Genomic DNA, 23,375 nt, shown 5'->3' with positions numbered 1-23,375 from the left:
TTTGCTTTCAGCTAGGGAAGTATAAATAACTTTTCCGTCAGCATTAGAGAAACTAACACATTCGATAAAAGACGAACGAATGTGTTAGTTTCTCTAATTAATAGGCTCTGTTAAACAATATTGTTGTTTATTTGATTAAGAAAAGAGGCCGGGACAAAAGGATTTATCTTAAAGGAAAAACCGAATGATACGCAAAGACCCCGCTCCGAAATATACTTGCGGTTGCTTCCGGCACAGGGGCGACATCTGCTCGAGAGAACCTCGCAGTGTCTTCTTTACCGCCGGGCGGTTGCCTTAGCCTCCTCGTGCTACTTCTTTAGGGGTCTCACCTATGCCTAACCTCCCCAGGAGTCTACGTATATTTCCGGAGCTAGTATCGTGTATTATTCGGTTATACATTTAATTCTTTTAGTTATGTCCCGGGCCTCTTTATATTTATTTTAAATCGCCGATAAACCAAATTTCACCCTCATAGTGGTATCCATCTTCATCAGTAATTACTTCTTTAAAACCCGATATTTTCAAATCGTTAGGAACAGATAATCTCCATTCAATTTGAATGTTTCTATCATCAGATAGATGAAGCCACTTTTGATATTCGTCGTTTCTGTTAAAGAAATCTTTAAAATGGGAGTCACCTTTAAATACAATAATTTGCGAACCCCATAAATCAGGTAAATCAACTGCAACTACTACTCGATAAATTTCTTTGTCATTTGGCTTCAAACCCATTAGATGTTCAGCTCTATCCAATAATGTTTGAATGCATAATCGTTTGATTTTTTTTGGTGTTTTTTTGGAACTTATAAAGTCCTGAGCAACTGGTAGGTGTAGATGCCAATAACCATTGAAAAATTCTGTTGGAAACTCCAAAGTATTTTCTTTAATTCGTTCAATCATTTTATAAGACTTCCGTTTAATTCCTCGAACCTTTTTCTCTCGCATACCATTTCTCCTGATTCCCATAACTTAATGCCCTAAGTTTCTTTATACGTTATCTTAGTTGAGAATAAACTACTATCAATAAGCATCTTACTAACAGTTGTATTGTCATTACGATGTTTGATGATGTCCAAACATTTAAACCAACCCAAATAATGGTGGAGGTATTTTGTTGTCGCGTCATTGAAACGGTTAATCTAACCTTTAAGACGGCTGTGATAGTTATTAACATTTTGAATAATTGTATTTGCTGTAAACTGAACGACTTCTTTAAAAAACGCTACTTATCCAGTATCTAGTTGTTTAATGTGTCCTTACAGGAGATATGAGATGAATCTGAGAGGTATTTCCTACTGGTTCCAATATGACAGGACGCATAGAGCCATTGAAACGAATACTTACCTCATCCTCTTTCATTTCTTTTAATGCATCTATTACATAACTTCCATCGAGAGTAACATTTACTTGTTGCTCGCCACTTAATTGCCCAATCTTTTGCGTTTCTTCTATTTTTCCTACTTCTGTAGATTTAGAAGAGATTTTTAATTGGCTATGATTTATAGTTAGTTGGACCGTATTGTTTTTCCTTTCACTTGCAAACAAACAAGCTCTATCAATTCCCTGTAATAATTGCTTGGTGTCCACAGTAATATTAGTTTTAGATGACTGTGTAATTAAAGCTGTCATATCAGGATAATGCCCCTTTATTAGTCTGGAATACAAAGTGAGGTTATCTGATTTAAACAACATATAATCTTCAGATACAATGATATTCATCATAGAATTGGCATGAAATAACTTGGTTACCTCTTGTAAAGCGGCACTTGGCACGGTAAAGGAACTAGTTACATTCGATTCTATTCCCAGCTTACATAGTGCAAATCGGTGAGAATTGGTTGCCATACAGATTAGTTCATCCTGTTTAAAAGATAGATTTACGCCAGTTAAGACTGGTTTTGTCTCACTCCTAGAAACAGCAAAAACAGTTTTCTTAATGGCATCTATTAATTTATCACTATAAATCCTGATCCGGTTCGTTTGATTAATCATTGGTAAATGAGGATACTCTTCCGCACGGATTCCATTCAATCTAGTCATAATATCTTCAGACTGGATTGTGATGTAATGATTATCGGATAAGGTCAGTTTTATATCACGTGGTAATTTTTTGATTATTTCACGCAAATATATTGCTGAAACCACTATACTACCAATGGAATGAACCTCTAGCACCTGTACTCCATCAATGATTTGTGGAATCGTTCGTTGAATAAGAATATCTGAATTGCTACCAGTAAGTATGATACAATCTGGTTTTGCTTCCATTTTTATACCAGTTAAAATTGGAAGCGTAGCCTTTGAAGAAACAACGTGACTAACTTCTGTAATAGCCTTGCTAAAATAATTGTTATTAATGGTGAATTCCATTAGTGTAAATCCTCTCTATAGGTGCTCGATGGAGTACGTTAGGCATCCGAAATAAGGAACTAGTGAAGGGCATTCTAAGCTTTTTACAATTGAATCAAAGGTCTAGCTCCGGTCGCCGTGAACCTTTCTTATTATAGCTTTGTTCGCACTTCCCACAATTCCGGAAAGAAATAATGATCTAACACCTTTTTTAAATAACCAACACCGGATGTTCCGCCGGTTCCTGTTTTATGCCCAATAATTCGTTCGACTGTTTTCATATGTCGGAATCGCCATTGTTGGAACCAGTCTTCAATGTCGACGAGTTTTTCTGCCAATTGATAAAGGTTCCAATAGGTATCTTTGTTACGGTATATCTCTAACCACGCATCTGCAACAGTTGGATCCTGTTGATATTTGCTGGAAAAATCACGTTCTAATATGCTTTGATTAATGTGGAAGCCTTCTTTAGCCAGTGCTTGTATGGATACGTCATAAAGGCCAGGAGCCTCAAAGGCTGATTTTAGTCGTTTATGTAAAACAGGGTCTTTTTCATAGATTTTTACAATATGTGGTGTTTTATAGCCTAAAACAAATTCAACTAGCCGGTACTGATAGGACTGAAAACCCGATGCATTACCTAAAAATCCACGAAACTCCATATACTCAGCTGGTGTTAAGGTTGAGAGGACATCCCAGGCATGGATAATTTGAGTTTGAATTTTCGATACGCGGGCAAGCATCTTAAAAGCTGCTTGATACTCTCCGTTTTGAATAGCATTTGTTGCAGCCTCTATTTCATGGATCATCAACTTTAGCCAGAGCTCACTTACTTGGTGAATGACGATAAATAACATCTCATCATGATGATCAGAAAGTCGTTTCTGACTGTCTAGTAATGTTTCGAGCTGTAAGTAGTCACCATATGTCATTTTTTCTTTAAAATCAGTATATGCTCCAGAGTCATCAGAATAAAAGTCCCAAATGTAGTCTTCACGCATTTGCCATATCCCCCTTGATAGGACGTATTACCGCTCTTACTGGACTGCCATCGGCCCCAGCGATACGTAGTGGTAGGGCGATCAATTCATATAAGCCTGGGGACACATTATCAAGCATAAGATTTTCTAGAATATGGATGCCGTGTTTATAGAGAGCATGGTGTGTATCTAAGCTCTTACTAGTTATTGGATCCACAGAAGGCATATCAATTCCAAGTAATAGGATACCCTTACTAGCCAAGTAGGCTGCGATACTTGGATCTAATAACGGGATTTCTTCAGGAAAGCGCTTTGGATTATTCGGTAAAGAAGTGTGTAGTAATAAACGTTCTACATCCTCTAAATTATAGTCCCTTAATACTTCTGGGGTAATAGTATGATAGGAACTTACATCGATTACTTTTGCTTTACCTATATACGTCTCAATCGGAATTTGTTCCATAGTGATTCCATCATTGTCGAAATGAAATGGAGAATCAACATGAGTCCCCATGTGAACACTTGTCGTAATTTTTCCGACATTAGCAGAGCCAGTTTGTTCCTTCGTTGCGGCAACCTCATATGTAAAAGGGCGATCCCCTGGCCAGTGAGCCATGTCGTTTGTAAGTGTTTGTGTGATATCAATCCATTTTGTCATCACGCGATAACTCCTCTAGTATTCTCGTATTTTTTATATTTTTGGTCTCGCATAATTTGTTTAAGCACTTCAACCGTCTGCCAAACTTCCTCAAATGTATTATATAAGGCGACTGGCGCGAGACGGATGCCATTAGGGCTTCGGAAATCGGGAATAATTCCAGCATCCTTCAATGCTTTACAGATACTAGCAGCATTCGGATGGGTTACGTATACATGTCCCCCACGAGATAGATGTTCCATAGGAGAAGCAATTTTAAACCCAAATTCGCTTAACTCCATCTCCATTAATGCTATGAGATAATCTGTTAATGCTAAGGACTTTTGACGTATAGCTTGGATACCAGCCTCCTGGAAAATTTCTAGCGACCCAATTAATGGTGCCAAGCTCAATACATGTGGAGTGCCAATCTGGTATGCACCGGCAGTTGGGGCGGGTGTCAACTGATGCTCTAAGTCAAATTGTTTATCCTTTTTCGAGCTGAACCAGCCAGATAATCCAGGTTCACTTCCTAAATGCTTCTCGTTTACATAGATACCAGCTACACTTCCAGGTCCACCGTTTAAATGTTTATACGTACACCAAAAAGCAAAATCAACGTTCCATTCTGATAAATAGTGCGGGATGGAGCCAATGGAATGGCAAAGGTCAAAACCGATTGGAATACCTCGCTCACACGCAGCGACTGTTAAGGTCCGCATATCTAAAATTTGTCCACTACGATAAAGAACTCCCGGTAAGATAATAAGTGCAATATCATCGGTCATCGAAGCGATGATATCCTCTGTAGTCAGAGTATGACCATCCCTACTTTTTACTTTCACTAAATGCTCATCAGGAGAAAATCCTTTTAGCTGAAGCTGGCTTTTGATGGCATAGATATCAGAGGGGAAATTTAATTCATCTGCAAGAATTTTCGTTTTCTTTCCCTCAGGCTTATAAAAACTAGCTAGGAGCTGATGCAGATTTGTAGTAGTTGACCCGGTTGCAATTAACTCATCCGGTTTAGCACCAACCAGCGGAGCAAATGCTTCTCCAACCTTCTCCGATAAATAGAACCAAGGATGCTTACCCATTGTCCAGCCATCAATGGCATCATTTTTCCAAGCACCAAGAATGGAAAGAACTGCCTGTTCCGAGCGTTTGGAAAGAAGACCTAAGGAATTTCCATCTAAATAAATTTTATCTTTAGTAACATAGAATTCTTTTCGAAACCTTTGCAATGGATCTTGATGATCTAAAGTTATAGCATATTGTCTACTAGTATCCAAAATAATCACCTCTGTTTTTTAAGCGCTTACTATTTTTATTGTAACAAAAATATTTCGTTTTTTAATAATAATTGAAAATTTTAATTAATACGATTATACTGATACCAGATATATGAAATGGCATTTCGCATGTTGAAACGGAAGGATGGGTAGAACCATGTATGTGTCCAATAAGGTAAAGGATTTGCCACCATATCTATTTTCCAGATTTCAAAAAAGGAAAGAAGCGTTGAAGGCACAGGGTGTGGATGTTATTGACTTAGGGATTGGTGCACCCGACTTACCAACACCGAAGTTTATTATTGATAAACTCTGTGAGGAAGTGCAAAATCCGTCTAATCACCGATACTCACCCTATGATGGAAGTAAAGAATTTCGAGAGGCTGTAGCTTACTTTTATCAGAACCATTATGGGGTGGAGTTGGACCCAGACACCGAAATTTTAGCATTAATTGGCTCCAAAGAAGGTATTGCCAATCTTATGCAGGCTACCATTAATCCTGGAGATAGGGTGCTTATTCCAGACCCAGGGTATCCGGTTTACCAGACAGCAGTCCATTTAGCTGGTGGTTACAGTACATATCTGCCGTTAGATATAGACAATGGCTATGTACCAATGTTTGACCGATTGTTAGCGGAGGATATACAAGAAGCAAAGCTGATGTTTTTAAACTACCCAGGTAATCCAACAGCGGCAACAGTCGAATTAGATACTTTTGTGGAAGCGGTTGCATTTGGGAGGAAGAATCAAATAGCTGTCATTCATGATGCTGCTTACGATTTAGTAACCTTTGATGGATATAAGTCACCAAGCATTCTTCAAGTCCCCAAGGCGAAAGAGGTAGCAATTGAATTTGGTTCTTTGTCGAAGAGCTTTAATATGACTGGATGGCGAATTGGTTATGTTGTAGGGAATAAGGAATTGATCAAAGCGCTTCACACATATAAAAGCAATATCGACACTAGTCAATTTCTATCCATCCAAAAGGCGGCAGCACACGCATTAAAGAGTGACTTAGCGGATGTGAGAAAGCATAATGAAATCTTTAAAGTAAGAATGGAACGAATGTACAAAGGATTAACTGATGCAGGTTTTCAGCTTGATAAGCCTAGGGGGTCTATATTTGTTTGGCCAAAGATTCCACCAGGCTATTTATCAGGAGATTTTGCTCACAAGCTATTGGAGGAGGCTGGAATTATCGTTACACCAGGAACTGCTTTTGGACCTTCTGGTGAAGGGTATATTCGGATTGCTCTATCGGTAGAATTGGAACGCATTGATGAAGTGATTAGGAGAATAAAGGAATTTACGAGTAAGGGGAATTTACGAGTAAGGGCGTGAGACCGTCATGAACATGGAATTAAAAACAAAGATGACTGCAGCACAAGCAATCGTAGAATGTGTGAAAAGAGAAGGTATATCGAAAGTATTTTGTGTTCCTGGTGAAAGCTATCTGCCACTACTTGATGCGCTTTATAGTGAGTCATCAATAGAGCTTATTTCTGCAAGACATGAGGGTGGAGCATCCTTTATGGCAGAAGGGTATGCAAAGGCTGCCCATAAGCCGGGAATTGTCTTGGCTACAAGAGGAGTAGGTGCGGCTAATCTATCCATTGGTGTTCATACAGCATTTCAGGACTCTACCCCGATGGTAGTTTTACTAGGCCAGGTACATCGTAAGTTTCGAGGTCGGGAAGGATTCCAGGAGGTAGACCTCGACCATTTCTTTAAACCGATTAGTAAATGGGCTGTGGAGATTAGCGATCCTGAAAGAATACCAGAACTAATCGATCGAGCATTTCGAATTGCACAGTCAGGTCGTCCTGGTCCTGTAGTTGTTTCCTTACCAGAGGACATACTCCCTCAAGAAGTCGAGATGTCTTTTGGTCCCAAAATAACAATACCAAAGCCCTCCCCATCCAAAGAAGAAATTGTTTCAATCGAAAAGATCCTTAATAAAGCGGAAAAACCGCTCATTATTGCTGGGGGAGGGGTAAAGCTATCACAAGCAGAGGCAGAGTTAGTAGATTTGGCGGAAGCGTGGCAAATTCCTGTTGTGGCCTCGTTTAGGCGACATGATGTGTTTTCAAATACTCATCCTTTATACGCGGGACATCTTGGACTAGGAACTCCGAAGAAGGTAATACAAACGATTCAGGAAGCAGATGTGATTTTAGCATGTGGAACAAGACTTTCCGAGGTAACAACTCAAGACTATACCTTGTTATCCGCCAATCAGAAGCTCATCCATATTGACATCGAGCATGAGGTGATTGGAAAGGTATATCCGCCTGACTTAGCCATAATAGCCGACATGAAAAAGGCAATCGAATCACTACGTATGGTAGGTCTTAACCGCAGCTGGTCAGATTGGGCTAAGGAAAGTAATCAACGTTTTCGAGAGGTTAGCAGTTTAGTAGTTACAGAGTCAGATGCTATTAATAAGCATATTATTCATGCAATGGTAGAATTGCTGGAATCAGATACCATCATAACAAATGATGCAGGCAACTTTGCAGGATGGTTACACGGTTTCTATCCTTTCTCGGAAAAGGATACGTATATAGGGCCGACTTCTGGGGCAATGGGATATGGTTTACCTGCCGCAATAGGGGCAAAGCTTGCATCACCGAATAAGACAGTTGTATCACTTTCTGGTGATGGTGGGTTCATGATGACGTGTCAAGAACTGGAGACAGCGGTCCGAGAAAATATACCAGTAATTGCTCTTGTGTTTAATAACAATAGTTATGGAACCATCCGAATGCATCAAGAGATCCACTATCCGACACGCGTTATTGGAACTGATTTAGGAGAAGTCTCGTTCTCCGCGCTAGCCAAAGCTGTGGGTGCACAAGGCTATACCGTATCAACCATTGAAGCGTTTAAGAATGCGTTGATTCAAGCATTGAATAGTAATACGCCTTCGGTTATCGAAATAATAACTGACGTAGAGCAAATTTCAGTCACATCCACCATTTCGTCCATAAGGGAAAAATCCCTTAAGTCATAAATCAATGAAAATATTAGAGGAGGTTATAAAAATGGTAGAAGTAAAAACGAAAAAACTAGCAAACTATATAAATGGAGAATGGGTTGAGGTAGAAAAGACAACGCCAGTAATTAACCCGGCAACAGGGGAAGCAATACTTGATGTGCCATTATCAGATCAAGCGAGTGTTGATGCTGCCGTTCAAGCTGCTTTGAAGGCACAAAAAGAATGGGCAATGATTCCAGCTCCACAACGTGCGGAGGTATTATATCGAGTAGGTTATCTTCTAAAAGAAAGAAAAGAAGAAATCTCTCAGCTACTCACAATGGAAAATGGAAAGGTAATTGAGGAAGCTCGAGGAGAAGTACAGGAAGGTATTGATATGGCATTTTATATGGCAGGTGAAGGGAGACGTTTATTTGGCCAAACTACTCCTGCAGAGCTGAAGGATAAGTTTGCTATGAGTGTGCGCGCTCCAATTGGTGTAGTCGGCATTATTACCCCTTGGAATTTTCCAATTGCGATAGCGACATGGAAGTCCTTTCCTGCGATTGTAGCTGGCAATGCTGTTGTATGGAAGCCCGCTACGGAAACCCCAATCATGGCGTATGAACTAGCGAAGATTTTTGAAGAGGCAGGTCTACCTAAAGGTGTAATTAATGTCGTATTCGGAAGTGGTTCAGAGGTTGGAAATGCAATGGTTCATCATAAGGATATCCGAGTTATTTCCTTTACAGGCTCTAATGATGTGGGAAGGAATATTGCGGCAGAATGTGGACGTCAATTGAAAAAGGTTTCCTTAGAAATGGGTGGTAAGAACGCCGTAATCGTGATGGATGATGCAGATATTGATTTAGCCGTTGAAGGGATTCTGTGGAGTGCCTTTGGAACAAGCGGCCAACGTTGTACAGCATGTAGCCGTGTCATTGTTCATGAGGATGTGAAAGAGGCTTTAGAAGAGCGTTTATTAGTTGCGATGGAAACATTAACGATTGGTAATGGATTAGATGAATCCATCAAAGTTGGTCCAATTATTAATAAGGGTGGAATTGAAAAGATTAAGAAGTATATCGAGATTGGTAAAGAAGAAGGGGCTAAGCTTCTAGCAGGTGGTTATGAACTAACAGAAGGAGATCATGCATCCGGTAATTACTTTGCACCAACCTTATTTACCGATGCGACTGCTTCCATGCGTATTGCACAAGAAGAAATCTTTGGTCCTGTCGTTTCGTTAATTCCGGTTAAAAGCTTTGAAGAAGCGATAGAAGTGAATAATGGTGTGACATTTGGTCTGTCCAGCTCCATCTTTACTAGAGACGTAAACCGCGTATTCAAAGCACAACGCGATTTAGACACCGGCATAGTCTATGTCAACGCAGGAACAACCGGAGCAGAAATTCACCTACCATTTGGAGGAACGAAGGGAACAGGCAACGGCCACCGTGACTCCGGCGTCCAAGCACTAGACGTCTTTACAGAGTGGAAATCCGTATACGTAGACTATAGTGGTAAATTACAAAGGGCACAAATTGATGTGGAGTAACCAATAGGTTTAGCTAGGAGAACGGTCCTCTTTTTATTAAGGAACTGATACGAAGAGTTTTCTCTAATCGAGCGGATTAGCAGAAGAACAGTATTGGTGAACTCACAGATTGATAATACGAGTTCACCAGCCACCCGCGAAATAATATAAAATACAACTTTTAAAAGAACATAAGGAGTGATCACATGAAAGTAGGAGTATTAGGATCAGGATTAATGGGAAAAGAAGCAGCACGAGACCTAGCAGCAAGTGAGCAAGTCACAGCAATTGGACTTGCAGATATTGACTTAGCACGCGCACAACATGTAGTAAATCAACTTAATTCACCAAAACTAACAGCTTTCCAAGTAGACGCATCTAATGAAACTGAACTAGCACAATTTATGCGTCAATACGACGTTATCATCAATGCTTTATTTTATTCCTTTAACGAGATTGTAGCCAGAACAGCAATCCAAGTTGGTGTGAACTCTGTAGACCTTGGAGGGCATATTGGACACATAACGGATAAAGTGTTAGAGATGCATGAAGATGCGGAGGTAGCACGTGTAACACTGATTCCTGATTTAGGTGTTGCTCCAGGAATGATTAATATCCTTTCCGGATATGGTGCAAGTAAATTAGATGAAGTAAAATCGATTCGACTATTTGTTGGTGGAATCCCAGTAAAACCGGAACCACCACTAGAATATTTCCATGTCTTTTCCATGGAAGGATTATTGGATCATTATACCGACCCATCTCTTATTATACGCAACGGTTTGAAACAAGAAATCCCTTCCTTATCTGAAGTGGAACGACTTCATTTTGAAAAGTTTGGTCCATTAGAAGCTTTCCATACTTCTGGTGGAACATCCACATTACCAATTTCTTATCCTAATGTGGATACTTTAGAATATAAGACGATACGCTATCCAGGTCATGCGGAGAAGTTTAAATTACTAGTTGATTTAAACCTTACTCGAAATGATTATGAGGTTGAATTACATGGTCAAAAAGTCAAGCCAAGAGAGGTATTACTAAAAGTGTTAGATCCTATTGTAGAACTTGGGGATAGGGACGATGCGGTATTACTTCGTGTTGTCGTATCTGGTATAAAGGACGGAGAAGAGACTACGTACGAATATGAAATGGCAACATTTAAAGATAGAGAGCATAACGTAACTGCAATGGCAAGAGCAACTGCCAATACGATTTCCGTTGTCGCGCAAATGATTGGAAACGGAACCATCAACAAAAAAGGCGTATACCCTCCAGAGAGAAGTGTACTAGGAGACATTTATATTAAGGAAATGGCAAAGCGTGATGTTCATATTAAAGAAACCGTGATAAAAGAAGACTCCAAAGTTAAAAGCTAATGAATTAACCCTCTGTTTAGGCAGAGGGGAATTTTTCTAATTGTAGCTTGCAAGGAGAATTGAGATGAATCAAAGTGTCATAAAAGCACTAAATCTATTAAATTTATTTGATGAGAAAAACTACGAATTGTCTTTAAAAGATATTGCTAACCGAGCCAATCTCCCTAAGCCTACTGCTTACCGGTTATTGTCAGCATTAGAAGCAATGAATTATGTTTATAAAATAAAAGAGAATGAACACGATAGCCGTTATCGATTAGGGTTAAAGTTGCTAGAGCTCGGACAATTAGTTTCTGACCAATTGGAGGTCAGAAGAATTGCTTATCCTTATATGGAGAAGCTTGCATATGATATTCAAGAGGCAGTTCATCTTGTCGTGCTAAATCATCAAGAGGCGACGTATATAGAAAAGGTAGAAAGTAATAAAGCGATTCGGCTATATACACGGATTGGTAAAAGCTCACCACTTTATATTGGATCTGGACCTAAGCTATTGTTAGCACATATCCAAAAACAGAAGCAAGAAGAAATCTTAAATCTTGCCGGTAATACCATTAATCGAGAAAAAATGGAAAAAGAACTAAGGCATATTCGAACGGAAGGATACTCCTATAGTATAGGAGAGCAGGATGAGAATACAACTGGAATATCATATCCGATTTATGACTATCGAAATAATGTAATTGCTGCGCTTACAGTGAGTGGTCTTTCCACTTATTTTGAAGGAGATAGTTTACAACAAATAAAAGCCAAAACAGAAGATACGGCCGCACGAATATCTAGAAAGCTAGGATTTCGAGGCTTTGTCCAAGGAGTTGTTGATTCATCATGAACACCGTTTTTATCGCAGGGCATGCTAGATTACCATCCGGTATGGCTGCACAAAATATGTTTGAAACTTTAACCATCACCGCGGAAATTGACCGGAAATATGGTGTTATTGTTGCAGCAAGTTGTACCCTGGCAACTGAGCATGGTCGTGACTTTGTCCAATATTTATTACGGGGATACAGTCTGCATGATGGTATCGATGAACCAATTCAGACAGTAAAACGACATTATATGGGGAAAGCGGGAAATGCTATTGTTTCGGCTTTGAAAGATTTGCATAAGCAGTATGAGTTGTATCTAGAAAAGCGAAAAAGTGCTTCATTATAAGCTGTTATTCAATTGAACGCATATTTGTATCTATGCGTTTTTTTCTTTATTTAAAAATTTCTATAAATCTATTAAATGTGTAGGGCGTTTGATAGAATTGAAGTAATCCTAATATAAAAATGTTGAAAACAATGGGAGGGGGGAGTTAACAATGAGAATCGTGGATACGTTTGACACATTTCCTTCTAATCCTTCAATAGAGAATCTACGAGCATACTACGATACGTACCATGAAATTTTTAACACATACTTTCCAATTCATTGCAAAAACAAGGATGAGCGATTACATCAAGCTATAGTGAAGTATCGCACGGACTGGGATTCTATTACTTTAGTCCACGAACGTATTGCTAGTCTTATTGAAACTACGGTAGAAAAATATAAGAAAGTATATCAGCTCCAATTTCCAATTAGTGTAAATCTTATCATTGGTGCATATGGTTCTAATGCATACACCCATCGACAGATTATACCTGATATAACGTTTGCTATGGAGAGACTCACATATGAAGAAGAGCCTCTTCAAGTCATTATTGCACACGAGTTTGGACATGCTGCTCATAATATTTTCTGGAATAACCAAGAAATAGATTGGAAATTTGTCAATTGGAATCATCCGTATACTTGGTTATTACAAGAAGGAGCAGCAACACATTTTTCTAAGCAGATTGTTCCGGGCCTCGATGAGTCAATATATTTTTCCTATAAAAATGGTGAAGATGATTGGCTTGAATTTGCTAAAGGGAATAAACAAGAGATAATTCAAACCTTTATAAGAGACATGCATAGTGGAACAGCTAGTAATGAGATTTTTAAGGAATGGTTTTCCATTAATGGTGGTAATCATTTTGGTTTCAATCGACTCGGTTATTATATCGCAGATTGTATGTTTCAAGACTATATTCTGGAAAAAGGTGAATTACTTACATTGTTACTTTGGAAAAAGGAATTTTTTATTGAGATAGTGGAGGCCTGGTTGTCTAATTACAAATAAAGATCGGGGAAGCGGTTATGTCTTATTCATGGAAAACATGTCCGGCTAAGGTCAAGGACTTTGTCGATAAGTTGCAATTAAGAATCAATGAACGGATTGGAGAGATTGTTGTAGGTAGCTATCTTCATGGGTCTCTAGCAATGGGTGGGTTTAATCCGAGTCAGAGTGATATTGATCTACTTTTTGTTACGAAGGACTCTCTAGCTATAGAAGAAAAGCGAGATTTAGCACGAATATTATTAGATTTATCTAATTCTCCTTATCCAGTGGAACTAAGTATTCTACATGCCGAGTCATTAAGAAGCTGGAAACATCCTTGTCCATTTGAATTTCACTATAGTGAGTTCTGGCGAGGGCATTATCAAGAGGATTTGCATAAGCATACGTTTCATTATTTGAATGAAGAGATGAAAGTAGATCCAGACTTGGCTGCACATATTACCATACTCCATCATCGTGGAATTTGTTTAAGAGGGTGGCCAATTGATAATGTATTCCCACCTGTACCAAAGTCTGACTATATTGCCTCGATCATGGGAGATTTTGAAGATTGTTTAACGAATATAGAAGACAATCCAATATATTGTACTTTGAACTTGCTAAGAGTGTACTGGTATTGGAAAGATGGAATCATCACGTCAAAGCTAGAAGCAGGTCAATGGGCCATATCCCATTTGCCAAGGAAATTACAGGATACCATACATAAAGTAGTAGCGTGTTATACGGGTGAAAAGAAGTTAGATAGGCTCACTAATGAAGAACTTTTCCTTCTATGCGATTTTATAAAAGTTGAAGTAGAAAATATGAGAGAAGGTAAGGGGTAAAAAACATGAACTCCACACAAACTATGAGGTTGCAGGTCGACATAGGGGTACTACATCAATGTGTTGAAAAGGAATTAAGTAATGCGGATTTAATTATTTCAAATTGGAGAATTAGTCCATTTTCTATTGAAAAGAAAAATTTTACGACGGCTGGACTATATCAAGTTCGGGGAAATGCTAAAAGTGGAGAAATTGATTATCCTTGGTCACTGTTTTTAAAAATCATTCAGCCAGAATCAGAGGAAAAGAATGATCAAGCGCACTTTAATTATTGGAAGAGAGAAGCATTGGTATATCAATCAGGAGTCTTAAACCATCTTCCACCTCTTATCCAAACACCCAAATGTTATGTAGTAGAAGAAAAATCAGATTCAGAGATTTGGCTTTGGATGGAAGAAGTGAAAGAGAGTAATCTTGCTTCCTGGTTTTTGGAGAAATTTTCCCTTATTGCCCATAAAATTGGATTATTCCATGGGGGGTACGCCACTGGGGAAATTCCCTTACCAAAAGAAGAATGGGTCTGCCAAGAATGGTTAGCGTCATGGGTAGCTGGCTGTGATCAATATGCACCAGACGCAAGTAGTTATTATCCAATAGTAAAAGGACGTTATGAATCAATTGATAAAAATTGGAATTCTTACCTATCGTTTAGACAACACCAGAATCATTATTTTCACATATTAAAGACTCTTCCAAGAGTAGTTTCTCATCATGATTTAAGTAAGCAAAATATGTATATGAATAGAGAATTAACCGTAATTGATTGGCAGTATTTTAGTGTTTCTGGGCTAGGTGAGGATCTAGGGAAAATGTTTGGAGTTGCTATAAGCAATGATGATATATCAATCCATGAGGCTTGGTATTATCAAGAGCGGTTATTTGATGAATATTTAGAAGGGCTAAGGCTGATGGGGTGGAAGGGGAATCCTTTATTACCGAAACTTGGATTCTATCTCTCTGTCGCCTTCCGAAGTGCTTGGGAAATGCCTAAATTAATGAAACTTCTTGCGAATAGCACTATAAATGAATTGGATAAGGTGATAGAAAAATATATGACGATAGTAGAAGTACAGATGAGATTAGCGGAAGAAGCGGATAGAATAATAGCGGAATTATAGTGGTGTCAACAATGTGATGTATAAGAATCGCCATTGGTTGTGGTTAGAGCTTTTGTGAGCGTTAGTGGTTGCAGAAAAAAGAGAGTTGTATGAAGAGACAGGATTACTTGCAACAGAACTGGACATCTTCAAGGTATATTTTAGAAAGGAAATTTACTTTAAATATTCGCAGAGTGACAAGATCTATAATGTTGTAGTCTCTCTTATATATGTATGATTATCAAGGTGAACGAAAGAGGGGCGTGAGTGAAGTGTTAAAGTGTTTGAGCTTTGAAGAACTTCTGAAAAGTATGTCCAGCTAATTACCAGTAATAAGAGACGTTATAAACAAAAGGGGGAATTTGTATGTGGATCAAAAGCTTAATAGAAACAGAAAGAGGAGTATTTGAGGTGTTTGAGAAGGGGGAAGGGGAGCCTTTAGCAGTAACACATCACTATAGTGCTTATAATGAAAAAGGTAATAGATTTGCTAATTTCTTTACCGAGCATCATCATGTGTACCTGATTAACTTAAAAGGAGCGGGTAACTCAGCTCCGGCTAAAGATGTCAGTGAGTATAGTATGGATGCAGCTGTTCTTGATTTAGAGGCTATTAGAGAAGCTTTAGGCATTAAGCAATGGGGATTTGCTGGTCATTCTGCTGGTGGCATGCTTGCATTAAAATATGCCATTATTAGCCCTCACTCATTAACAAAGATAATTGCAGGTGGTGCAGCCGCAAGTAAGGAATATGGCGAGGATCCAGATTCAATTTATTGTAGTAAAAATCCTAATTTCAATAGAATAGTAGAAATAATGAATTTGTTGGAAAATCCAAATACTCCTATTGAAATGAGAAGAAAAATGGGCTATGAATGGGCGTTAATGTCTTATCATTCCGAAGCAAAGCTTCAAGAATCAATGAAAAAGCCGAACAGTGGAAAAACCGTGGGACCGAGGCTAGATTATTTTAGAAAAGTAGAATATCCCACCTATGATATTAGGGAAGAATTAAAAAGCATCACAATTCCAAGTTACATTTATGCAGGAAGATATGATGCCCAGTGCCCTTTAAGATTTGGCGTGGAAATTGCAGAGCTTATTCCGAATGCTTCTCTTACCATTTTTGAGGAAAGTAATCATAATCCTTTCTCTGAGGAAGAGGAGAAATTCGCGGAGTTTGTAAGGATGACAATAGCGCAATTTGGAGGAGAACTATTGGAAAAAGAAAGAACTTCGATTGAAGTATACTTATCACTTAATGGGGGATTAGATAATGATTTCTCCTTAGCATATGTAACAGAAAGACTTGGAATCATTCCAACTGAAACAGAGAAAAGGGGAGAATTTCATCCACCAAATAGAATAAGGCAATATCGGTTTACCAAATGGAAATATAGTACAGGACGAATTGAAACCCTAGACTTTGAGGGGCTAGTAAATGAAATAGTTCACACATTTCAGGATAAAGTTACTATCATCAATGAACTTAAAGAAGAATTAGGTGTTGAACCATATATTGGCATGGTTCCCTATATCTATGATGGAATGTCTCCAGGCTATTCACTTACTGTTGAGCAAATGCAATTTATGGTTGACATTGGAGTAGGAATGGATTTAGATCAATATGTTAATCCATTTACTGAAGAAGAGAGTAATGATTAATACAGAGCTCGTAACAGAGGGTTTTGTAATTTTCATCCGTTAATAGAGTGAAGAGGAAATCATAGTTTAAGAGGATCAGCATATCGGGAAAGCGAAGATAAGTTGGCAGACAACAAAAATCGGCTACAGTAGTTGACTATAGCCGATTTTTTAAGTTAATCAATCGCAATCGAGATTAATTTTTCTTCTAAAAATTCACTCATACCATGATGGCCGCCTTCTTTACCGTTACCAGATTGCTTGATTCCACCAAATGGTGCTTCAGGAACAGAAGGGAAGACATCGTTCACACCGATCATGCCATATTCAAGTTTTTCAGCAACGCGCAATGTTCGACTAGTATTCTCGGTGAAAATATAAGCAGCTAAACCATAGTCTGTATTATTTGCCTTTTGGATAACCTCTGCTTCATCCGTAAAGGTTTGAATAGGGAAGAGAGGACCAAAAGTTTCTTCACGCATGACCTTCATGTCGTCGGTTGCGTTTTTAACAATGGTTGGTGGGCAGAAATAACCTTTTAGCTGTCCATCCCATTTATTGCCTCCTGCAACAATTTCAGCACCTTTCTCTAGCGCATCATGTAGATGACTTTCGACCTTTTCTCGTGCTTGTTCGCTAATTAATGGACCTAGGTCCACACCCTCATCCAAACCATTTCCAACCTTCATTTTTTCAAGCTTTTCTTTTAATAAAGCAGTAAATTCGTCAGCAATGGACTCGTGAACATATAAACGATTCGCACAAATACAAGTTTGCCCATTATTACGGAATTTACTTGCTAATGATAGTGTAGTAGCTTTATCCAAATCCGCATCCTCAAACGCAATAATTGGTGCGTGTCCCCCAAGCTCTAGCGACACTTTTTTCACTTGATCTGCAGCTTCACGCATTAAGTATTTTCCGACCGCAGTAGAACCAGTAAACGTTATGAGTTTAACCTCTTTATTAGTAAGCATTTCTTTTCCAATTGCTTGAGCATCACCAGTAACTAGATTGACGACCCCAGCTGGCATTCCTGCTTCTTCAAAAATCTTTACAATTTCAATAGCAGACAGTGGTGTTTCAGGTGAGGGCTTTAACACAACTGTACATCCTGCAGCTAGTGCTGGACCTAATTTCCGAGTAATCATGGAAGATGGGAAGTTCCAAGGTGTAATCGCTCCAACAACACCAATTGGCTTAGGTACTACTAGCATACGCTTCGTTTTAACCGATGAAGGAATCCATTCCCCGTAACCACGAGACGCCTCTTCAGCATACCAAAGTAAAAATCCTGCAGCACCTTTTACTTCTCCAATTGCTTCAGCCAATGGTTTACCTTGCTCTTTCGTTAAAATTTCACCAAGTCGCTTAGCCTCTTTTCGCATCAGTTCAGCAGCTTTGTACAAAACACGAGAGCGCTGTCTACCCGTCATTTCACTCCAAACTGGAAATGCATTAGCAGCAGCCTCAATTGCTTCCTTTGTTTCTTCCATACCGCCATAAGCTACCTCTGTAATTGGTTCTAATGTTGCTGGGTTGTAAACGGTATGTGTCTTGGATGAATCAATTTCACGCCACTCACCATTAATGTAAATACTTTTGGTTAATGTTGAAATCATGTTTTTCCTCCCCATTTTAAATTTTTTTAATTCGCGACACCAATAGGCAAATGTAGCCCAGTTCAAATCTATTATAACATGGCAGGGTGTGAGAACACCCAGTTCGGGGTACCTGTAGGTTGATCAATGTCATAAGTATACTGGTAATGGTCAGATGTAAGTTTCTCAAGGTCGCAAGTGAACAGGAAATGGTCGCAAGCACGCCCCCACAAGGTCACATAAACCGCAAAATAAGGCGCATCTCCCACCAACAAGGGCTTAAAAGCTCATTGCTTTGCTTTAAGAAGCATTTACCTAACAATAAGCACAGCGCACCTACAATTATGCAGTAATTAGTAGGTGCGCACTTGTACGCTTTACACTAGTTCTTTATCTGGGTTCCAGGCAGGGAGCATTTTATTTAATGGTTTATCTTTACGATATCCAAGCACATACTCAGCTTGCATAACGGTATGAATTTCACGAGTTCCTTCATATATAACTGGAGCTTTAGAGTTTCGTAGGTAGCGTTCAACTGGATATTCATCAGAATATCCATATGCACCGTGAATCTGCATGGCATCATCGGCGGCACGGTTTGCAAAATCACAAGCTTGCCATTTTGCCAGAGATGTTTCTCTTGTATTACGTTTCCCTTCATTTTTAAGCTCTCCAGCACGATATACTAGTAATCGGCTCATTTGAAGTCCTGCTTCCATTTTGGCAATCATTTGTTGTACTAATTGATGACGGCCAATCGGCTTGCCAAATGTTTCCCGATCATGGCAATATTTCACACTTGCTTCAAGACACGCCATTATTTGTCCAACAGCACCAGCGGCAACCGTGAAGCGCCCATTATCTAATGCAGACATGGCAATTTTGAATCCTTCACCTTCTTCACCAAGTAAATTCTCAGCAGGAACCTTTACATTATCGAAGAAAAGTTCTCCCGTATTACCAGAGCGGATACCATGTTTTCCTTTGATTGCTTTTGAAGAAAAGCCATCCCATGTTCTTTCCACGATAAAGGCAGAAATTCCGTGGTGTTTCTTCGATTTATCGGTATAGGCAAATACTAGGAAATGGTCAGCAACATCACATAAGGAAATCCAAGTTTTTTGTCCATTTAAAATATAGTAATCGCCCTCCTTAACAGCAGTAGACTGCAGGGAAGCAACGTCAGAGCCTGCACCTGGCTCAGTTAAACCGAAAGCGCCGATTTTTCCCCCCTTAGCCTGCGGTGTAAGATACTTTTGCTTTTGTTCTTCTGTACCCCATTGTAATAACGTCATAGAGTTTAATCCGGTATGAACAGATACTGCCGTACGGAATGCAGTGTCTCCGCGTTCTAATTCCTCACATACAATAGCAAGGGCATTATAATCCATTCCACTTCCACCATATTCTTCCGGTATACAAACCCCCATTAGACCAAGTTCAGCTAAACGATTATATATATTTTGATCAAACTGTCCTTCGCGATCCCAATCCGCAATATAGGGCATAATCTCCTTGTCTACGAAACTTCTAACCGTTTCACGCAACATATTTTGCTCTTCAGTAAAATTAAAATTCATCCTTGATCACTCCTGATTCAGATTAGTTTTGATAGATTGTAAAATTTCCTCGTTATGCTCACCAGCATTTGGAGGATGATATCTTAATGTAACGGGTGTCCGAGAGAGCTTTAATGGACTGCCAATCATTTTAATGATGCCAGCAGTTGGATGCTCGGTTTCTAAGAACATATCGCGGGCAGATAGCTGTGGATCTTCGGCAACTTCTTGCAAGTTTTGGATAGGTCCACACGGAACATTGTTTTCATGACACAGATCCAACCAATAGCTAGTCGGTTTTGTAACTAGAATTTCCTGGATTAATGGGATTAATATGTCTCGATTTGCAACCCGTGCAGGATTGGTACGAAAGCGGTCATCTTCACTATATTGTTTTTTTCCTAAAATAGTACAAAATGTTTTAAACTGATTGTCATTTCCAATCGCTATGACCATTTCACCATCCATTGTATTGAAGGTTTGGTAAGGGACGATGTTAGCATGATGATTACCGAGTCTAGAAGGAATTTTTCCAGACATTAAGTAGTTACTGCCGATATTAATTAAGGCACTTACTGCCGAATCATAAAGAGAGAGATCTAGCTTTTGACCTTTTCCAGATTGATTTCGTTCGATAATCGCTGCCTGGATCCCAACCGCTGCGTACAAGCCTGTTAAAATATCGGCTATGGCCACTCCCACCTTTTGTGGACCAGATGCTTCATCACCTGTTATACTCATCAATCCACTCATGCCCTGAATGATAAAGTCATAGCCTGGTAAGTCTTTATAGGGACCAGTTTCACCGAATCCAGTAATAGAACAGTAGATTAACCTTGGATTAATATTGGCTAGGTTATCATAATCAATCCCGAATCGCTCCATCGTACCGGTCTTGAAATTATGAATTACAACATCAGACTCTTTAACTAACTCTTTAATAGTTTGAATGCCTTCATCAGTTTTGAGGTTTACCGTGATGCTTTTCTTGTTCCGATTGGCACAAAGGTAATAGGCACTCACATCATTTTGAAAAGGAGGACCCCATTTCCGTGTTTCATCACTTCCACCAGGTGCCTCCACTTTAAGAACCTCAGCACCTAAATCACCTAGTATCATCGTACAATATGGCCCAGCAAGAACTCGTGTTAAATCAAGAACTCGTATATGCTCTAAAGCTCCTGACACGGCTACACTCCTTTCTTCATACTCATTTTGTTTTTCTATAGGTGAAATTAACTTGCGAAAAATATAATAAAAAAAGCCAATTCAAAATGAACACAGCTGGTGCTGTAACTCAAGTTGAACTGGCTTATCGCCTGTTGGAACAGATCAGGTCGCGAACTGTGAACAAGCTAGGCAGTATGGTAAAGTGTATTAATCTGTTAAAAAAGGTCATGCGGGTTAACGGTGTAAGCGCTTTAACATGACTCTTTTCTTTAGTTTAATTTATTCTAATATATTTGTAAACAGGTAATCGTTAATTTTTTGTTTGTTAATTTGAGGGCTGTAGATTTTAGGGGGAGGAGGAATGATAGGGCAGCAGATCTAATAATAAGGAGATGCGCCCAATTTAAGTTAAGATGGTCCCAATCAACGAGGAGATGCGCCCAATCCAAGTCAAGATAGACCCATTCCACACAGGGAGATGCGTCCAAACCAAGCCAAGATAGACCCATTCCACAGGGAGATGCGCCCAACCCAAGCCAAGATAGACCCATTCAACTGGAAGATGCGCCCGACCCAAGTTAAGATAGCCCCATCCAACCGGAAGATGCGCCCAAACTAAGTCAAGTTAGTCCCATTCAACTGGAAGATGCGCCCATCCCAAGCCAAGCTAATCCCATCCACTCAAAAGCTACGCCCAAACGCATCAGCACACACTACCAAACTCCAAAATAAAACACGGGAGCATGTGCCCCCGCTTTATTACTTCGTAGCTTTTTCAAGCTTAGAAATCATTTTGATTGCTTTTCCGGTACCGATAGCTACGGATTCTAGTGGGTTTGGTGCAAGATGAACAGGTACAGATAACTCATGTGCTAGCCATTCTTGCATGCCTTTTAGCAACGATCCTCCACCAGTAATGACAATTCCGTGATCTACGATGTCACCACTTAATTCTGGCGGACAGTTTTCTAAAGTTACCCTGATAGCTTGTAAAATTTGCTCTAGAGATTCGCTAATTGCTTCATAAACTTCTTTAGATGAAATAGAAATTGTTTTTGGTAGCCCGGTTACCATATCACGACCACGAACATCTATAAGTTCTTCTTTATGATTTTCGTGAGCGTAACCGATTTCCATTTTCACATTTTCAGCGGTACGTTCACCGATTAGAATATTGTATTTCTTGCGGATGTATTGGATAATCTCTTCATCCATTTTATCTCCACCAACACGAACAGAGCTAGAGGATACAACTCCACCAAGGGAGATGATTCCGATTTCAGCAGTACCACCACCGATATCTACGATTACGTTTGCAATTGGTTCATCAACTGGTAAGTCTGATCCAATAGCAGCAGCTACAGGCTCTTCAATTAAATGAACTTGCTTCGCACCATAGCTAGTTACCGCATTATGAATAGCTCTTCTTTCCACAGTTGTACTACCAGAAGGTGTACATACCACCACGTTTGGTTTTCGCATAGACATGCCTAATTTTTTGCTTACTTTCTTTAAGAAAGCCTTTAACATTTGAGCCGTAATATCGTAGTCAGCAATAACGCCGTCTTTTAGTGGGCGAATAGGTACGATATTTCTTGGTGTTTTACCGATCATTTCTTTTGCTTCCGTACCAACAGCTACGACTTGCTTTGTATTTATATCAATTGCCACAACTGATGGCTCGTTTAAGATAATGCCTTTATTTTTAGCATAGATAAGTATATTAGCAGTACCTAAATCAATTCCGATTTCTGCATTAGAAAACATAATTAGTTCCTCCATTGATGACGATTAGTCTTACTATATAATATAATCTTCTACTTCGACAAATAAATTATGGGTGTTAATAGACATATTTTTAGTATTTGCAAACTCTCTTACATTATCAGGAATAATTGGTTCGATATCCATTACCACAATATATTAGTGCCACTATATAAAAATAAGACAAAATAGGAGTAAATACAAGTTTCATTTCCTTTACATTTTTTGTCGAATGTAATAAAACTGGAAATTTCAAGAACGACAGGATGTGAGATAATAAACTCAGAACGTGTCGAAACGGGAAATGATAATGAAAAGGGGAGCTAATATGAAAGGGAAAACAGTACATATAGGGTTACTCGTCCTGACATGTATATTATTTATCATGCCAAAATTAGTCGATGCTGAAAAT

Annotated in this window: 19 protein-coding genes and 2 pseudogenes; 11 read left to right on the top strand and 10 right to left on the bottom strand. The window is 39.1% G+C overall.

Annotated elements, in window-relative coordinates; translation table 11 throughout:
- Positions 1 to 435: 435 nt before the first annotated feature.
- From KGF86_RS12530 to kynU, 6 genes and pseudogenes are all read right to left on the bottom strand, one after another.
- Complete coding sequence (locus KGF86_RS12530; protein ID WP_211742082.1) at positions 436 to 945, bottom strand: DUF3916 domain-containing protein; 510 nt, start codon at positions 943 to 945, stop codon at positions 436 to 438.
- 32 nt (positions 946 to 977) lie between these two features.
- Positions 978 to 1,181, bottom strand: a pseudogene (locus KGF86_RS19355) (IS1595 family transposase); the annotation flags it as partial.
- 64 nt (positions 1,182 to 1,245) lie between these two features.
- Positions 1,246 to 2,370: a DNA polymerase III subunit beta gene (gene dnaN, locus KGF86_RS12525; protein WP_211742081.1), complete on the bottom strand. Its 1,125-nt coding sequence runs from the start codon at positions 2,368 to 2,370 to the stop codon at positions 1,246 to 1,248.
- A 131-nt stretch (positions 2,371 to 2,501) separates the two neighbouring features.
- Entirely contained in the window at positions 2,502 to 3,350 is an 849-nt protein-coding gene (gene kynA, locus KGF86_RS12520) for a tryptophan 2,3-dioxygenase (protein WP_186868902.1), read from the bottom strand.
- Complete coding sequence (kynB, locus tag KGF86_RS12515) at positions 3,343 to 3,987, bottom strand: arylformamidase (RefSeq protein ID WP_186868901.1); 645 nt, start codon at positions 3,985 to 3,987, stop codon at positions 3,343 to 3,345. Before kynB ends, kynA begins: the two co-directional genes overlap by 8 nt.
- On the bottom strand, positions 3,987 to 5,258 hold the full coding sequence (kynU, locus tag KGF86_RS12510) for a kynureninase (RefSeq protein ID WP_211742080.1): 1,272 nt from the start codon (positions 5,256 to 5,258) through the stop codon (positions 3,987 to 3,989). Before kynU ends, kynB begins: the two co-directional genes overlap by 1 nt.
- A gap of 157 nt (positions 5,259 to 5,415) precedes the next feature.
- Between kynU and KGF86_RS12505 the strand changes: the two genes are divergently transcribed.
- From KGF86_RS12505 to KGF86_RS19345, 11 genes and pseudogenes are all read left to right on the top strand, one after another.
- Positions 5,416 to 6,600 (top strand): LL-diaminopimelate aminotransferase, encoded by a 1,185-nt coding sequence (locus tag KGF86_RS12505; protein WP_211742079.1) that lies wholly within the window; start codon positions 5,416 to 5,418, stop codon positions 6,598 to 6,600.
- A gap of 7 nt (positions 6,601 to 6,607) precedes the next feature.
- Entirely contained in the window at positions 6,608 to 8,272 is a 1,665-nt protein-coding gene (locus tag KGF86_RS12500) for a thiamine pyrophosphate-binding protein (protein ID WP_211742078.1), read from the top strand.
- Positions 8,273 to 8,303: 31 nt separating this feature from the next.
- Positions 8,304 to 9,794 (top strand): aldehyde dehydrogenase family protein, encoded by a 1,491-nt coding sequence (locus KGF86_RS12495; RefSeq protein ID WP_211742077.1) that lies wholly within the window; start codon positions 8,304 to 8,306, stop codon positions 9,792 to 9,794.
- 185 nt (positions 9,795 to 9,979) lie between these two features.
- Positions 9,980 to 11,152, top strand: coding sequence for a saccharopine dehydrogenase family protein (locus KGF86_RS12490; protein WP_211742076.1), 1,173 nt, complete (start codon positions 9,980 to 9,982; stop codon positions 11,150 to 11,152).
- A gap of 64 nt (positions 11,153 to 11,216) precedes the next feature.
- The gene (locus KGF86_RS12485) at positions 11,217 to 11,984 is read left to right on the top strand and encodes an IclR family transcriptional regulator (protein WP_211742075.1); all 768 of its coding nucleotides are present in this window, start codon (positions 11,217 to 11,219) and stop codon (positions 11,982 to 11,984) included.
- On the top strand, positions 11,981 to 12,310 hold the full coding sequence (locus KGF86_RS12480; RefSeq protein WP_186868894.1) for a DUF3870 domain-containing protein: 330 nt from the start codon (positions 11,981 to 11,983) through the stop codon (positions 12,308 to 12,310). The genes KGF86_RS12485 and KGF86_RS12480 overlap by 4 nt, the downstream gene beginning before the upstream one ends.
- A 151-nt stretch (positions 12,311 to 12,461) precedes the next feature.
- Positions 12,462 to 13,304, top strand: a complete 843-nt coding sequence (locus KGF86_RS12475; RefSeq protein ID WP_211742074.1) for a hypothetical protein — start codon at positions 12,462 to 12,464, stop codon at positions 13,302 to 13,304.
- Positions 13,305 to 13,321: 17 nt separating this feature from the next.
- Positions 13,322 to 14,128 (top strand): aminoglycoside adenylyltransferase domain-containing protein, encoded by an 807-nt coding sequence (locus KGF86_RS12470; RefSeq protein WP_211742073.1) that lies wholly within the window; start codon positions 13,322 to 13,324, stop codon positions 14,126 to 14,128.
- A gap of 5 nt (positions 14,129 to 14,133) precedes the next feature.
- Positions 14,134 to 15,246: a protein kinase family protein gene (locus KGF86_RS12465; RefSeq protein WP_211742072.1), complete on the top strand. Its 1,113-nt coding sequence runs from the start codon at positions 14,134 to 14,136 to the stop codon at positions 15,244 to 15,246.
- Positions 15,247 to 15,591: 345 nt separating this feature from the next.
- Positions 15,592 to 16,422, top strand: a pseudogene (locus tag KGF86_RS19350) (alpha/beta fold hydrolase); the annotation flags it as partial.
- Positions 16,414 to 16,890 carry a DUF4279 domain-containing protein gene (locus tag KGF86_RS19345; RefSeq protein ID WP_246521564.1) on the top strand — a complete coding sequence of 159 codons (477 nt, stop codon included), beginning with the start codon at positions 16,414 to 16,416 and terminating at the stop codon, positions 16,888 to 16,890. The pseudogene KGF86_RS19350 and the gene KGF86_RS19345, both read left to right, overlap by 9 nt.
- A 155-nt stretch (positions 16,891 to 17,045) precedes the next feature.
- On the opposite strand, the gene KGF86_RS12455 is transcribed toward KGF86_RS19345, so the two are convergent.
- The 4 genes from KGF86_RS12455 to mreBH form a co-directional block, all read right to left on the bottom strand.
- Positions 17,046 to 18,491 (bottom strand): NAD-dependent succinate-semialdehyde dehydrogenase, encoded by a 1,446-nt coding sequence (locus KGF86_RS12455; RefSeq protein WP_281413786.1) that lies wholly within the window; start codon positions 18,489 to 18,491, stop codon positions 17,046 to 17,048.
- A gap of 356 nt (positions 18,492 to 18,847) precedes the next feature.
- Positions 18,848 to 20,050 (bottom strand): acyl-CoA dehydrogenase family protein, encoded by a 1,203-nt coding sequence (locus KGF86_RS12450; protein ID WP_186868889.1) that lies wholly within the window; start codon positions 20,048 to 20,050, stop codon positions 18,848 to 18,850.
- Positions 20,051 to 20,056: 6 nt separating this feature from the next.
- Positions 20,057 to 21,217: a CaiB/BaiF CoA transferase family protein gene (locus tag KGF86_RS12445; RefSeq protein WP_211742070.1), complete on the bottom strand. Its 1,161-nt coding sequence runs from the start codon at positions 21,215 to 21,217 to the stop codon at positions 20,057 to 20,059.
- 741 nt (positions 21,218 to 21,958) lie between these two features.
- A complete protein-coding gene (gene mreBH / locus KGF86_RS12440) occupies positions 21,959 to 22,966 on the bottom strand; it encodes a rod-share determining protein MreBH (RefSeq protein WP_186868887.1) in 1,008 nt (335 codons plus the stop codon).
- Between the last annotated feature and the right edge of the window lie 409 nt (positions 22,967 to 23,375).

This window comes from Ornithinibacillus massiliensis, assembly GCF_018310345.1.
Lineage (GTDB): Bacteria > Bacillota > Bacilli > Bacillales > Amphibacillaceae > Ornithinibacillus > Ornithinibacillus massiliensis.
Note: the sequence above shows the minus strand (reverse complement) of the source record. Positions and strands in the feature narration are given on the sequence as shown.